Source organism: Mesorhizobium sp. WSM4840 (genome assembly GCF_055811755.1).
Genome location: NZ_JBVVQD010000020.1, coordinates 86,619 through 100,402, shown reverse-complemented (window position 1 = coordinate 100,402; position 13,784 = coordinate 86,619). Strand labels below are relative to the sequence as shown.

Below are 13,784 nucleotides of genomic sequence, written 5' to 3'. Positions count from 1 at the left end.
GGATAGAGAAGGCGCGAAGGATCGCGACAGGCGGTGCCGCGGTACAAAGGCCTTGATGTTTAGCTTGCCCTGTTCGGTTCGGACCTCCGCTATATCAATGTGGAAGAAGCCGATCGGATAGGCCTTGAACCTCTTCTTCGCCGGCCTGTCGCCCTCGACATCTGGCAATCGGCCGATGCTTGCGCTGCAGACAGCGGTGCAATGAAGAGCGCGTCAGATGCGGGATCGTCGGCTGCAACGCGTAGAGGCAATCGTCGAGCGGCAGCAGCGTGTTGCGGCGGAAGCCGACGATAACGGTCCTCTTCCTCGGCAGACAGAACTGTCGATCTCGGCTCCCTGGGGCCGGTGGGCAGATCGGCGGTCGAACTCCGCTTCTCCACTTCGCGACCGTCTTGCGGTTGATGCATAGCGCTTCGAAGGCGGCCTCAGGCTCGCTTTACTATGTTGTATCGCTCGACGGATCGCCACTGTCGTTGTGGCGCTCTCATGCAGAACCTGGCCCATAGTGCATCCTTTTGGACGACAACGATGAACCATCAAAGCCTGGGATCAAACATCTAGACCAGCCGATTATGCTTCGGCCAGCCGCTTGGCAATGCTCGCGGCCGGCCTGCCGCCGCGCGCCAGCCCCAAGTGGTGAACGGTCCGGCGGGATCTCTCCGCGACAACCCCGTCCTTAAACCGTTCGGCAAATATCCGCTTTCAGCAGAGCGGTGCACTACAGACGAAACGTCTTGCGACCAGTCGAAGCTCAATCTTCTTGCCCGCACACGGAGGAGATCATCGGGATCGTCGTTGCAGCCGCGCTCATGGCCGGCTGACTGAGGTCGATGCTGCGTGCTGCCGCCGTGAAGTTCCGCTGGGGTTAGCAGTGCGTCCAGCACAACGAGAAGGTTCAGGTCAAGGCCCTGCAACCCCTGTCACTAGCTATCCATGGCGTGGATGCGTTTCATCGAAACAGACGATTTTACCGATGTTACGTCACGTTGCATAGAAAGAATTCAAGGATGTAAGCCAGGGAAAGTGGTTGATGTTTGTGTTGGCTCCGAAGAGCATTTTCTGGCCTGCGCCGAAGACCAGCCCAGGCGCGCGTCCATCGGGGCCAGGCACTTCCGCGATAGACGCAAGCTACATCGCATTGGCGCAGCACGACAAGCTTCCCCGAATTGCGCAGGCGCTTGCCTCAAAGGCAGCAGCAAAGCTGAGGCTTGTGGTGTTCTGGAAAGAGGCAATTTAGATGCTTGTTGATGGCTCAAGGATGGATCGGTTCGTTGTTTCTCGACGGCGCACGGGTCTCGGTGATTGCCTGTGGTCTCTCGCGTCGGCTTGGGACTACGCACATCGGACGGGACGAGCTTTAGCAATAGATTGGCGCGGCTCTTGTTACCTTGACAACCCGTTTGCGAATGCCTTTCCGGCTTTCTTCAAGCCAGTTGAAGAGATCAGTGGTGTACGGGTCATTTGCGATGACCAGATCAACCACGTCTCGTTCCCTGGTCCCTTCTTCCCGTCGTGGTGGAACAAGCCATCCATCGACTGCGTGTACCGTCCGGATGAACAGATTTTCCAAGAACGTGACGAGCTTAACGATCTTTTCCAGGCCCAAGATGATTGTGAAGCCAACACGGTAGTGTGTGATGCTTGCTTGATGTGGCGCTGCGATGAGCAAGCCGAGCGAACGATATTTCGGAGCATCAGACCGAGGGTCGAAATTGAGGACCGGATTGAAGCGCTCTACCAGGAGCATTTTGACGGGCACAGCATAATTGGAGTCCATGTCCGCCACGGCAACGGCGAAGATATTATGGATCACGCACCTTACTGGGCTGATCCAAAGGTTGCCTTAGAGCAGGTATGCACTGCCATTCGTATGGCCAAAGCGCAACCGCATCCAAGGCCTGTAAGGGTGTTCTTGTGTACAGACAGCGCCCAGGTTGTTGATCACTTGTCGGGCGTATTTCCCGAACTTTTCACCGTCCCAAAACGCTTCCAGGCGGATCAGGCCGGCCCCTTACACAGTGCAGCACTGGGCACCGACGGTGGTTTTTCCGCTCTCGTTGAAATGTATCTCCTCGGTCGATGCGACACTGTAATTCGCTTTCCTCCGACTAGCGCCTTCACCCGTTATGCCCGCCTCTTCGTGCCGCGCATTATTGAATTCGATCTGAATGACCCGCGTCGTTTGATCTTGATTGATAACGCTTTCGAACGTTCCCCGGCTCCATGAAAGCGTTGGCATCCCGCTCGAACTCTCCCTTGCCTTCGCGCAGAGGCCCCGTTCGCCCTGCCCAATGCGCCCCTTTCTCGCCACGCAATCCCGCCGCAGGCGAGCATTTTCTTGGGCGCTTCAAAATCAAAAGGATTCAAGCTTGTCAAAGAGAAAAGTCGCTTTAATCACCGGGGTCACGGGGCAAGACGGTTCCTACCTCGCAGAATTGCTTTTAGAAAAGGGCTATTCTGTGCATGGGATAAAGAGACGATCGTCTCTTTTTAATACGGGCCGTATAGATCATCTCTATCATGACCCTCATGAAAGTGGCGTTGATCTTACACTTCACCACGGGGACTTGACAGACTCGTCCAGTCTTACGCGCGTCATCCAACTGGTTCAGCCGGACGAAATTTACAATTTGGCAGCTCAGAGCCACGTTGCAGTCTCCTTTGAAGAACCAGAATACACCGCGAACTCCGATGCCTTGGGTGCGCTGCGTATCCTCGAGGCAATTCGGATCCTGGGGCTCGTCGAGCATACGCGCTACTACCAAGCCTCGACGTCTGAGCTCTACGGGCTGGTGCGGGAAACGCCACAGACCGAGACGACACCGTTCTACCCCCGATCACCCTACGCTGTTGCCAAATTGTATGCTCACTGGATCACCGTAAATTATCGAGAAGCTTACAATTTGTATGCATGTAACGGAATTTTATTTAATCATGAGTCACCCGCGCGCGGAGAAACATTTGTAACGCGCAAAATCACGCGCGCCTTGACTCGGATTAAGCTTGGAATGCAGCGGACTCTATTCTTGGGAAACCTTAATGCGCGTCGCGATTGGGGGCACGCTCGAGACTACGTCCAGATGCAGTGGTTGATGCTGCAGCAGGAGCAACCTGAGGACTTTGTGATCGCTAGCGGTGAGCAACATTCGGTGCGCGAATTCGTCACCGTCGCGGCCGCTGAACTCGGCATTGATGTTCGTTGGGTGGGGGAAGGGGTCGACGAAGAGGGGTACGATGCAAAGACGGGAGCTCTGATCGTAAAAGTAGATCCCCGTTATTTTCGTCCTGCAGAAGTCGAGACACTTCTCGGCGATGCCCGCAAGGCGAAAGAAAAACTTGGGTGGGAGCCCAAAATCTCCTTCATCGAATTGGTTAGGGAGATGGTTCGGGAAGATTTGCGCATGGCAGAGCGTGACGCAGTGCTGATGAAGCAGGGGTATTATTCGCACAGTCCACGAGAGTTATGCTGACAACGGCGGCGCCATGCTGGCTTGTTGTGAGTGCTATGGTGGCCTTCTTAAGGAGCGCCCAGAGCGTTATCAATGGAAAACAAAAAGATGAAGAAAGTCTATGTGGCAGGCCATCGCGGCCTTGTTGGATCCGCCACAATGAGAGCCCTCGAGGCGTTAGGATCCTATGAGATAATAACACGTACTCACGACGAACTGGATCTATTTGACCGGAGCGAGACGCGCAGGTTCTTCATGTCGCGGCGGCCAGATTACGTCGTTATGTGCGCCGCAAAGGTTGGTGGTATACTGGCGAACGCTAGCTCCCCTGTCGATTTCCTTCATAACAACCTCGCGATTCAAGTCAGTGTTTTTGATGCCGCTTACGCTTCCGGCGTCGAACGGATGATTTTTCTTGGCTCCTCGTGTATCTATCCACGCGACTGTCCGCAGCCGATACGGGAGGAATACCTTCTCACCGGTCCGCTTGAAGCGACGAATCGTCCCTACGCTTTGGCAAAAATCGCAGGTGTCGAATCATGCTGGTCTTTCAACCGGCAGTACAAGGCGCGCTATCTCGCGTTGATGCCGACCAACTTATATGGTCCCGGCGATAATTATCACCCCGAAAATTGTCACGTTCTGCCTGCTCTGATACGCCGTTTTCATCAAGCTAAAATGAACGGCGACTCCTCGGTGGGAGTCTGGGGATCCGGAAACCCTCGGCGAGAGTTTATGTATTCGTCGGATGTAGGCGATGCTATTGCGTTCCTGCTTGGCCTGCCAGATTCGGATTTTGACGCCCTGACAGCCCCCGACACGGCGCCCCTGATTAATGTTGGCGTTGGTGAGGACGTCACAATTCGCGAGGTGGCGGAACTCGTCAAGGCGGCGGTCTGCTGGGAGGGCAATTTGGTATTCGACACGACGAAGCCAGACGGTACTCCGCGCAAGTTACTGGACGTAACGCGCTTGCGTAACCTTGGCTGGAAAGCCAAAACGTCTCTTGGTGCCGGGTTGCAAGCGACGTATGAGGATTTTCTTCGCCTTCATGGGGCTTGATGTGGATGTGCGCATCCTGGTTGGACTGCATGTCCGACCGGGTGCAAGCGTGTCGGCCAAACAGAAGAGAGGGACGCATACATACCGAGGCGGCCGCAATATTGGCCTGTGCTAACGTTGCAAACCGGACCTCTCTGCGACCGGCGATGCAGAGGATCACCCAGAAGCTTGCCCAAGCCAATGGGAAGGGGGAGGGCCGCATAACCGGCCGCACCTGGAACGGCTTGCTTGAGCGCCGTTAACTCAAGCCGCCAGTTAGAACTGCTCGACCTCACGGGAGCCGCTGCTTACGAAGCTGGCATCGACACGAAAGCCAACCAGGCCCGCATCATGCCTCGGGGCAGCCTTATCCAAGGCGGTGCATGCGGAAATGGCGGACGTCGACGTATGCTTTTCAACTCGCGCTTAGTCGCAGGCGGGATCGTGTCCCGCTGCGTGGTGTAGCTGGCGGCATTGTCGCCGTGCTCTCCGGCATGGGCCGGGCTGACCGGATTGCTTCAGTCTGCCTTGTTAGTGCCGAACTCACTCGACTCAAGGTCATGGCGCCGCAAGCGCGGATTTGCGGCGCCATGATGCGGGCGTTTACAACTCATTCAGCAGCGGGTCTCGTTGATGGCGAAGCGGCCTGCCCTGAACGAATCGCTCGCGTCTGCCGCGCGCCAAGCTGTCGCGCAAGGCGATCATCCTGACGCTCTGGGATGGCAGTGGCAGGTGACCGCCTATGCGGTGAGCACGCTTGGCCTTAGCTCGATTGGCATCGACCCCAACCGGCCCTGATCATCGTGCCGTGCCACAGCTTTTGCCGCCAGGTGAAGCCGATCAGCTGCGACCGCTCGCCGCGACAACCCTGGCGCCAGACTATGCTCTGCTCGGCTGGTTCGAGCCCGTAGCCGCTGTGTTCATCCGCAGCATCGAATGCCATATCCGCTGCAGCCTCGAATGAAATAACCGTCGAAGCTTTTCAGCGCGGGCTCGAAACAGCAGCGCCTCTCGGAGTTGTTGAAAAACCCGGAAGTCAATTGCCCATTTTACTTTTTCGGCAATGTTGAGGCGTCTGGGAATGGCTCAAACGATTGCCCGTTTGGCTTCATGCAATGTCTCGCCCAGTCCGACGAGACGGGCCGCGGCTTGACCCGTCGGCATGTCAATGACCGTGATTGCGCTTTCTGCAAGGAAGCGACGCTCGTTCTTGGTCAGCGTTGCTGTATCGATTGCCGCAAAATGTGGGCCACTGGAGCGCTTCATGATCTGTCGGGCATAGGTGCGCAGCATCTGATCGTTGAAGCGGCAGCCGAGGAAGAAAAGACCACGGCTGGCTCGCCGTTCCTTCACCAGGTCAGGGATCGGCGTCTGGATGTCGATTTCGCTCAGCACTTCAACGTAGTCGGAATCTGCGACGAGGAAGTTTGCGGCCGGCCTGGCACCGCCGTGGGGGGCGTAGAGAACCGTCTTCGCCGCTGGTGCGGATTCAAGCAATATCCCGGACAAATCGTAGGCTTTCGTCCAAATGTCGCCGAACTCGTGCGCCCGTGGGACGCCCTGTATTTCAACGACGTCCGTTCGGCGGGTCTGTATTAGGGCCGCGCGCATGGCACCGTCGTACCAGCTGTCGACGATCACGGAGAGCGGCAGCGTTGCAAGCCAGGCATGGAAGATGGTCGGCACCACCGGGGTCGCGAATATTTCGGCCATCCAAACTTGAAGCGTCCGGCGGTGCCGGCGCTGTTCGATATACTGCGCTACCGACCACATGTTGGTGCGAATCTTCGAAGGGGCTGGCGTGCGCTTGTTGAGCGCTGCGGCAACGGCTTCGGGGGTATGCGGTACGGGCGGTCCCGCGGAGCGGATCTCAAGCAAACCCGGGCCGAGATAGGGAATGACCTGATCGGCCGCGAGCGCTTTCTTCAAAAGGTCAAGCTGCCTTTCGGCAAAACTGTCCCGAATGACGACGAGATGGCCCGAGGTCATTGTGTTCATGCTCGTATCCCTTTGTCGCTCTCTTTGTGTCAACCCGAAGGTCAGTCCTCGTCGGAAATCTTCCTTGCTTCCACGGTAATCGGCAAAGGCGTATCCCGCGGAAGGTCGGGCAGGACTAACCGCCAGCCGTTCTTCAGCGTCACAGCCCCACCCCATAAGTGTTCGTTGTCGACCTTGATGATCGGCTCTTCGAGATCCTTTTTGGGAATATATGCCGACAAGCCAGCACCGGTCCTGCGGATCATTACCCTCATCCGGCCGTTCCTTTGTCAAACCCAGTGCCAATTTCGGCAGTGCAAAGAATCCCAGCCGTCTCAAAACTCATGAGTTCACGCGCACGCATGCCGACGATGGTGCCGCGATCGACCCATTCCACCGCATAGATGTAGAACTGCTGGAGAAAGGTGCCGATGTCGCGCACATACCCCTCGTCGCCTTTGCGCACCAGGTTTTCGCCGATCTCCTTGCCAGGATAGGTGCCGTCATTTTTTATGTGGCGTGTGGCGCGGACCCGCTCACCCGGCATGAATCGCGGGGGTGAACAGATTTCGACGTCCTGTTCGCGTCCGAGGCTCATGGCAGTTCCTTTCTTGCGGCTGCAGCTTTTCAACAAGGATCAATGGTCCGGCGCAGGCGCCCCGACCGCGTCGGTACCCGAAATGGAGGTTCAGGCGGGGACGCAAGTCTTTGACACCGGACATACCGAGGCGCATTGCTGCGTTTCGAAGGTCCCCTCGCATTCGGTGCACTTTTTCGGATCGATCACGTAGGCCTCGCCCTTGAACTTGATCGCGCCGGAAGGGCATTCGAACTCGCAGGCGCCGCATTGGGTACATTGGGAAGCGATGATCTTAAAGGCCATTTTCAACTCCGGTTCGGTTAGAATGAGGCGGCTCAGGCCGTCGCAGCCAGTGGCTCACTCCCAAACTCGGCGGCGTAAAGCGCGCCGATCGCGGTCTCGATGTAGTCATACCCGTAAGCATCCGTTGCTCGGATCCCACCTTCCTTGAGACGATCCTCCGGGCAATTTCCAATTCTCGCGCACAGCACGATGTCTACGCCTTCCAGCGTAGAGATGACGCCGTCGAGGCTCTTGTCCTCGGCCCGGCCGCCGAGGCAATACTGCTCGACCTTGCGATGACCGACGAAGCTGATCCCTTTCGGCGAGGCCTCATAAACCTGGAATTCCTTCGCATGGCCGAAATGCTCGTTGATGCGGCCCCCACCCTTGGTCGCCACCGCGACCAGAAGCGATTTGCCGGAGCCTGCGGTCTTGACCATCCCGAGCGCCTCGCTCTTGGCCGCCATGCGGTCGCCCCGCTCGCGCGCGACCACTGCCCGATAGGTCTCGCGCTTGCTGGCGTCGTAGGTGACCTTGTCGGGAAGCCGGTCGAGCGTGAATTCCTGGCCACGATCCTCGCCGAGCAGGCCGACAGCATCGGCCCGGCACTGCCGGCAGTGGCGCATCAGCTTGGCGCCGCCTTCGAGACGATCCTGAAGGGCCTTCAGCTCCATTGCCTTGGGGCCGCGCTGCCCGTTCAGGCCGTAATGCGTACCGTGCGCCGGGTCGGAAATCAGCGGCATGACATTGTGCAGGAACGCGCCGCGCTCCTTGACCCATTTATTCACCTCGATCAGGTGCTCATCGTTTACGCCGGGGATCATTACCGAATTGATCTTGGTGAGGATGCCGCGCGCCGTCAGCATCTCCAGCCCCGACATCTGTCGTTCGTGCAGGATCGTGGCTGCCTCAACGCCGGTATAACGGCGGTTGTCATAGAAGATCCACGGATAGATCTTGGCACCGATCCGCGGGTCGACCATGTTGATGGTGATCGTCACGTGATCGACATTCATTTCGGCAAGCTCGGCGACGCGGTCTGGCAGCGCGAGCCCGTTGGTGGAGATGCACAGCTTGATGTCGGCGATTTCCTTGGCGACCCGTTGGAATGTCGCCTTTGTCTTCTCCCAGTCGTAACAGGCATCGCCCGGTCCGGCGATGCCAAGCACGGAAAGCTGCGGCACTTCGTTGGCAACCCCGATCACCTTGCGCAGCGCCTGGTCGGGGGTCAACCTTTCCGAGACGACCCCAGGCCGGCTTTCGTTGGCGCAGTCATATTTGCGATTGCAGTAGTTGCATTGAATATTGCAGGCTGGGGCGACCGCCACATGCATGCGCGCGAAATAGTGGTGCGCTTCCTCTGAAAAGCAGGGATGATCCTTGATCCTCTCCCAGACTGCCGAGTCCATCTCGTGCGGCTTTGCGGAGGAGCCGCAGGATGAAGATGCGCAGCCACCGGATTTCGCTCTCGCCGGCGACTGATCAAAGACTGTCGTGCCGGAAAGGCCCTGTAGCGAAATCATCGGTGCGGACATCAAACGGCTCCGTGCGTGGTGTGAACATCGCACCTCAGAGCGCAAGAGATATGCCAACTCGAAAAGCGTCTTTATCCGTTGTGTTGGCTTTTACGTCGGCCTTTTGTGTCCAATTGTGTCCGTTTCCTGCGACACGGTTTTGTCAGGTCGCCGACAACGGTCAGAACCAACGCGAAAGGTACCGTGTTGTCTCAGTTACGCCCAGTGCGTGAGCAACCGCGCCCCCACGTTCTGATGTCATGAGCGACGTTTAGAACTTCTTCACTCCGATACGATGCCGGCGCAAAGCATAGCCGACCTGCCGCGGCGTGAGACCGAGGACACGAGCCGCCCTGGCCTGAACCCAGCCGGCCTTCTCCATCGCATCAATCAGCCGGTCGCGTTCCGTCAGACGCGGGTTCATTGCAGGGCAAACGGGATGGTGGGGGTCGCAGGTCTCGCCGGGCGATGCCTCATTCTGTGAGGCGCCGACTCGCATGGTAGGCGGCGGCGATCCAACCGGCATCATATTGGCACGTGCGAACTCGTCGACGGCATCGCCGCCATGCGAACGACCGGCTCCTTTCCACAGAAGAGAAGACAGGCACTGGCTGTTCTTGCAGGCGAAATCCGACGCAGTTATTGTCGTTGAACGCGCAAGTGTGGCCGTCCGTCTCACACAATTCTCTAACTCACGCACGTTGCCAGGGAAATAGCATTGCGACATCAGGTCAAGCGCCGACGGCGTGAAGGCAAGATCGCGATGGTTCTCCTTGTTGAATCGGTCGAGGAGAGCTTTCGCAAGGCGTGGAATATCGCCCGGCCGTTCTCTGAGGGGAGGCAGGACTATTGGCACCACATTGATCCGGTAATAAAGGTCGGCCCTGAACTCTCCATTACGGACAGCCGTCTCGAGGTCCTTGTTGGTGGCGCATATGAGCCGCACGTCAACCTTTAGGGTCCTGGTGCCGCCCACTCGCTCCAGTTCTCCTTCCTGCAGAACGCGCAACAGCTTGGCTTGAAAGGCAGGCGAAATCTCGCCGATTTCATCAAGCAGCAGGGTTCCGCCATTCGCCAATTCGAACCGGCCGGCGCGCTGCAGGATAGCCCCGGTGAAGGCACCCTTCTCGTGCCCAAAGAGCTCCGATTCCAAAACGCTTTCGGGCAGTGCGGCGCAGTTCAATTTGACGAAGGATTTCTCCCTCCGATGTGAAAGCTTATGGATGGCCTGTGCAAAGAACTCCTTGCCGGTACCGCTTTCGCCTCGCAGAAGCACTGTGGAATTGGTCCTGGCCACGACCGAGACGATCTCGAGCACTTGCTTGAGCGCGGGACTTTCTCCGATGATTCCGTCGATCTTGACATGCGGATGCCGGGCCGAATGGGTCCTGTCCTCGTCGAGCGACTGCTCTGATCTCGGTTGCTTCTCGATAAGTCGCTGACCAGCTGTGCTCAAAGTCCGATGGAGACGGATGGTCCGAGCGACCAGATTGGCGACCATGGCCAGGAAGCGTAGGTCCTCCTCGTAGCCGAACCTGGGGGTACCGTTCCTGACGCGGTCGATCGACAGTATCCCGAAGGTCTTTTCCTCAGCCTTTAGCGGGACACCGATAAAGGCAGTTGCGATCGTATTGCTGCTCGATTGAGGATCAGCCTGAAATAGCTCAGACGTGCTTGTGTCTTGTATGACGATCGGCACCCCGGTAGCGACGATTTTGTCTATTACGGCCTGGGGTACGACGCTGCCGGCGCCTGATTGAGGCACAGTGCCGCCGGTAGTTGCGCTAATCTGCGGCTCTCCTTCAGCGTCCAGGACGACGATTGCGCCATGACGCATTTGCACAAACGAGGAGAGGATATTCGCGACATTGGCAAGCGTAATCTCCAGCCGGACCGGGGCAGTCAGAACCTTCGATATCTCGTAGATTCCCCTGAGCAAGCTGTCCGTATTGCGCACCGCTTCGACCGCAGGTTCAGGCGGGGTGTTCCGAGATGCAATTTCATCGACCTGATCTCGAAGCATGTGAGCCATGCAAACACCTCAACGGTTGTCCAAGGTGCTCCTCCCGAGCCCTTTTTTGTATTTTGAGTTCAAGAACATAGTATTTTCAGCTTTTCGGTAATTGCGAACAATATTGACGGGTCTTGACCGCAATTGCGAACCTCTCGTTTCTCGCTCTTTGCGCCAGTCATCCGAACTTGAAGAGGACGCCGAAGCCGCCGCGCGGGTAATTCCACACGATCTCACCGCTGGCCTCGCACAGCACGCGACAGGTGCCGCATTCCATGCAGCCGTCGGAAGTGGTTTCCACTTGGCCCTTGTCGTTCAACTCATAGCACTTAGCCGGGCAGATGTGTGTCAGCGCGAGCAGGTTCGCGCTCGGCCTCTCGTGGGGTTGCACTTTGATATGCGGGCGGCCCGGATCGACCAGATAGCGGTTCTGGTAAAGCTTGTCCTCGACGCGTAACTTCGTCACGGCGATCGTCATCCTGTTTCTCCTTCAGCGCCACGCGAGTGCCAGGCGGACCACATCGCTGATCAGCCCCCAGCGCGAACGCGCCTTGATAAAGGCAGCAGTGGTCGCCTTTTCCTTCTCGATTTTCGGGGTGCCGTCGACCCGCATGAAGTTCTGCGCTGCCTGCGACATCAACTGCGGGTAAGTCATGAAGAAATTGCGGGAATTGGTGTGTATCAGAGCCGGCATGTCCTTATATTTCATCAGGTCTTTGACTACGAAGGACTTGTCCAGCATGGTCTTGTAGAGGGCGAGGTTCCTCCCGATCATCGGCTGGTTGCGGCCCTTGATCTCAATGATTGCCTCGCCCGCGATGCGACCAGAAGTCATGGCAAGGTTCGAACCCTCGCGGTGAATAGCGTTGTTCAGTTGGGCGGCATCGCCGACCGCGACCCAACCGTCGCCGAAGAGCTGCGGAATTGCCTTGTAGCCACCTTCGGGAATGAGATGCGCGGAATACTCCTTGACTTCCGAGCCCGCGATCAGCGGCCGGATCGAAGGATGGTTTTTGAAGGCGTCGAGGAGGACGTAAGGGCTCTCCATTGTCTGGGCGAAATCGGAGACGAGGCAGCCGATGCCGAGAGAGATCGACTCCTTGTTGGTGTAGAGGAAGGCCAGTCCGGCCATGCTGCGGGAGATCGTGCCCGCCGCTTCGATCACGCAGCCTTCGTCGCCCTGGAGGCCGAACCGCTGCTCAATGACCTCATCGGGTAGGAAATGCATTTCCTTGACAGCGAGCGCCACGCTTTCTGGCTTCAGCATCTTGCGCAGGCCGGCCCGTGTACCGAGCAGTCCGTTGACACCTTCTGCGAGCACGACCACGTCCGCGTAGATCGGCCCGCCAGCCCGGTCGGTGCGCACGCCGATCACCTTGCCGCTGGCATTGCGGACAAGTTCGGTCACCGTCGTCTCGCACAGAACCGTCGCGCCGGCCTGGCGCACCTTGCGCGAAAACCACTTGTCGAATTGGGCGCGGATGATCGTGTAGCGATTGGGCTTCGCCTCGTTGAAATCGTCCGATCGATACTGCATCCCGGTGTGGGAGGTGTCGTCCATCACCCAGAATCGCTGCTCGATCAGATGCCGCTCGAGAGGCGCATCATTCCGGAAATCCGGAATGATTTGCTCCAACATGTCGGCGTACATGATGGCGCCCTGGACATTCTTCGAGCCCGGATACTCGCCGCGCTCCAACTGCAGCACCGTCAGGCCCTGGCTTGCCATGGTGTAGGCGGCGGCGTTTCCGGACATACCGGCCCCGACGACGATGGCGTCGAATTTTTCCTCGATCATGGCCGTCTCCCTTAGCTCGCAAGCTTGTCGTGACTGTGCGGCGACAGCCGCCGGGTGAAGGCTTCCGTCAATGCCGGCAGGAAACGGATCGCATCGGTGACGATGCCGAGGTGGGCAAAGTCGAAGATCGGGGCGTTCGGGTCGGTGTTGATGGCTACGATCAAATCAGCCCCCTCCACGCCAACCCGATGCTGAATGGCGCCGGAAATCCCGGCCGCTATGTAAAGCTTTGGCCGGATGGTCTTGCCCGTTTGGCCAACCTGCCGATCGGCCGGCATCCAGCCCTTCTGAACCAGCGGGCGCGAACAGCCATATTCGGCGCCGATTGCCCGCGCTAGATTCTTCACAAGCTGCAAATTCTCCGCTGAGCCGAGACCGAGGCCTCCGGCAACCACGATGTCGGCGTAGGCGAGATTTGCCTTTGCCGATTGGCGATCGAGGTTGAAGCCAAGGACTTTTGTGATGATCTCTTCCTCGGTCATTGACAGCTTGTGCCGGATGACACGCCCGACCGGCTTAGCCGTCCGCGGTGGCATGGCCATAACCCTCGGTCGTACGGTGGCCATCTGCGGCCGGTAGTTGAGCGTATAGATCGTGCATAGCAAGGAACCGCCGAAAGTCGGACGGGTCGCGGCGAGCGAACCGTCGACATCTACATCGAGTTCGGTACAGTCGGCAGTGAGCCCTGTCAGCAAGGTCGTCGCTACTGAGCCAGCGAGATCCCTGCCGAGCGTGGTCGCACCGAGAAGCAGGATCTCCGGTTTGTGGGTATTGACCAGATCCGTCATCGCCTTGGTGAAAGGCTCGTTGCGATAGTCGGCAAGCAGCGGTGCCTCGACGAGGTAGACAAGGTCGGCGCCGTAAGCGAAGGCCTCGGCAACGGCATGCTGCGTGGCCTCACCCGGCGGTCCGAGCACGATCCCCGCAAGCTGGATGCCTAGCTTGTCGGCGAGCTTGCGGCCTTCGCCAAGCAGTTCGAAGGACACGGGATGGACCTCGCCGCGTTCCAGTTCGATGAAAACCCAGACGTGCCGATAGTCCCTAAAGTGCTCAGGCAATTCCCTCTTGATGCCGGCACGGCCGGCGGAAGGAGGGGCTTCGCGGTTCGCGTTCGACATCGTCTCTCCTTGCC

At 58.2% G+C, this 13,784-nt stretch carries 13 protein-coding genes and 3 pseudogenes; 3 read left to right on the top strand and 13 right to left on the bottom strand.

The window, feature by feature from the left end; all coding sequences use genetic code 11:
* Nucleotides 1–36 precede the first annotated feature (36 nt).
* The 3 pseudogenes from AC0L3I_RS24545 to AC0L3I_RS24535 all read right to left on the bottom strand — a co-directional run.
* Nucleotides 37–504 (bottom strand): annotated as a pseudogene (locus AC0L3I_RS24545) (transposase family protein); the annotation flags it as partial.
* A gap of 78 nt (nt 505–582) precedes the next feature.
* Nucleotides 583–774: pseudogene (locus tag AC0L3I_RS24540) on the bottom strand (ISL3 family transposase); the annotation flags it as partial.
* Nucleotides 775–799: 25 nt separating this feature from the next.
* Nucleotides 800–914: pseudogene (locus AC0L3I_RS24535) on the bottom strand (LysR family transcriptional regulator); the annotation flags it as partial.
* A 323-nt stretch (nt 915–1,237) separates the two neighbouring features.
* Here AC0L3I_RS24535 and AC0L3I_RS24530 point away from each other — a divergent pair.
* The 3 genes from AC0L3I_RS24530 (at nt 1,238) to AC0L3I_RS24520 (ending at nt 4,511) form a co-directional block, all read left to right on the top strand.
* Nucleotides 1,238–2,227, top strand: coding sequence for a nodulation protein NodZ (locus AC0L3I_RS24530; protein WP_473528507.1), 990 nt, complete (start codon nt 1,238–1,240; stop codon nt 2,225–2,227).
* A 142-nt stretch (nt 2,228–2,369) separates the two neighbouring features.
* The gene (gmd, locus tag AC0L3I_RS24525) at nt 2,370–3,470 is read left to right on the top strand and encodes a GDP-mannose 4,6-dehydratase (protein ID WP_473528506.1); all 1,101 of its coding nucleotides are present in this window, start codon (nt 2,370–2,372) and stop codon (nt 3,468–3,470) included.
* 87 nt (nt 3,471–3,557) lie between these two features.
* On the top strand, nt 3,558–4,511 hold the full coding sequence (locus tag AC0L3I_RS24520) for a GDP-L-fucose synthase family protein (protein ID WP_473528505.1): 954 nt from the start codon (nt 3,558–3,560) through the stop codon (nt 4,509–4,511).
* Between the two features lie 742 nt (nt 4,512–5,253).
* On the opposite strand, the gene AC0L3I_RS24515 is transcribed toward AC0L3I_RS24520, so the two are convergent.
* The 10 genes from AC0L3I_RS24515 to AC0L3I_RS24470 form a co-directional block, all read right to left on the bottom strand.
* Nucleotides 5,254–5,433, bottom strand: a complete 180-nt coding sequence (locus AC0L3I_RS24515) for a hypothetical protein (protein WP_473528504.1) — start codon at nt 5,431–5,433, stop codon at nt 5,254–5,256.
* 143 nt (nt 5,434–5,576) lie between these two features.
* Nucleotides 5,577–6,488, bottom strand: coding sequence for an SIR2 family NAD-dependent protein deacylase (locus tag AC0L3I_RS24510; protein ID WP_473528503.1), 912 nt, complete (start codon nt 6,486–6,488; stop codon nt 5,577–5,579).
* Nucleotides 6,489–6,529: 41 nt separating this feature from the next.
* Nucleotides 6,530–6,742: a putative nitrogen fixation protein NifT gene (gene nifT / locus AC0L3I_RS24505; protein WP_097574884.1), complete on the bottom strand. Its 213-nt coding sequence runs from the start codon at nt 6,740–6,742 to the stop codon at nt 6,530–6,532.
* Nucleotides 6,739–7,065: a nitrogen fixation protein NifZ gene (locus AC0L3I_RS24500; RefSeq protein WP_473528502.1), complete on the bottom strand. Its 327-nt coding sequence runs from the start codon at nt 7,063–7,065 to the stop codon at nt 6,739–6,741. Before AC0L3I_RS24500 ends, nifT begins: the two co-directional genes overlap by 4 nt.
* A 90-nt stretch (nt 7,066–7,155) precedes the next feature.
* A complete protein-coding gene (locus tag AC0L3I_RS24495; protein ID WP_473528501.1) occupies nt 7,156–7,350 on the bottom strand; it encodes a 4Fe-4S binding protein in 195 nt (64 codons plus the stop codon).
* A gap of 32 nt (nt 7,351–7,382) precedes the next feature.
* Nucleotides 7,383–8,864, bottom strand: coding sequence for a nitrogenase cofactor biosynthesis protein NifB (gene nifB, locus AC0L3I_RS24490; protein ID WP_473528500.1), 1,482 nt, complete (start codon nt 8,862–8,864; stop codon nt 7,383–7,385).
* A gap of 250 nt (nt 8,865–9,114) precedes the next feature.
* Nucleotides 9,115–10,875: a nif-specific transcriptional activator NifA gene (nifA, locus tag AC0L3I_RS24485; protein WP_473528499.1), complete on the bottom strand. Its 1,761-nt coding sequence runs from the start codon at nt 10,873–10,875 to the stop codon at nt 9,115–9,117.
* Between the two features lie 157 nt (nt 10,876–11,032).
* Nucleotides 11,033–11,332: a ferredoxin family protein gene (locus AC0L3I_RS24480; RefSeq protein WP_473528498.1), complete on the bottom strand. Its 300-nt coding sequence runs from the start codon at nt 11,330–11,332 to the stop codon at nt 11,033–11,035.
* Nucleotides 11,333–11,344: 12 nt separating this feature from the next.
* Complete coding sequence (locus AC0L3I_RS24475) at nt 11,345–12,652, bottom strand: FAD-dependent oxidoreductase (RefSeq protein WP_473528497.1); 1,308 nt, start codon at nt 12,650–12,652, stop codon at nt 11,345–11,347.
* 11 nt (nt 12,653–12,663) lie between these two features.
* On the bottom strand, nt 12,664–13,770 hold the full coding sequence (locus AC0L3I_RS24470; protein WP_473528496.1) for an electron transfer flavoprotein subunit alpha/FixB family protein: 1,107 nt from the start codon (nt 13,768–13,770) through the stop codon (nt 12,664–12,666).
* Nucleotides 13,771–13,784 lie beyond the last annotated feature (14 nt).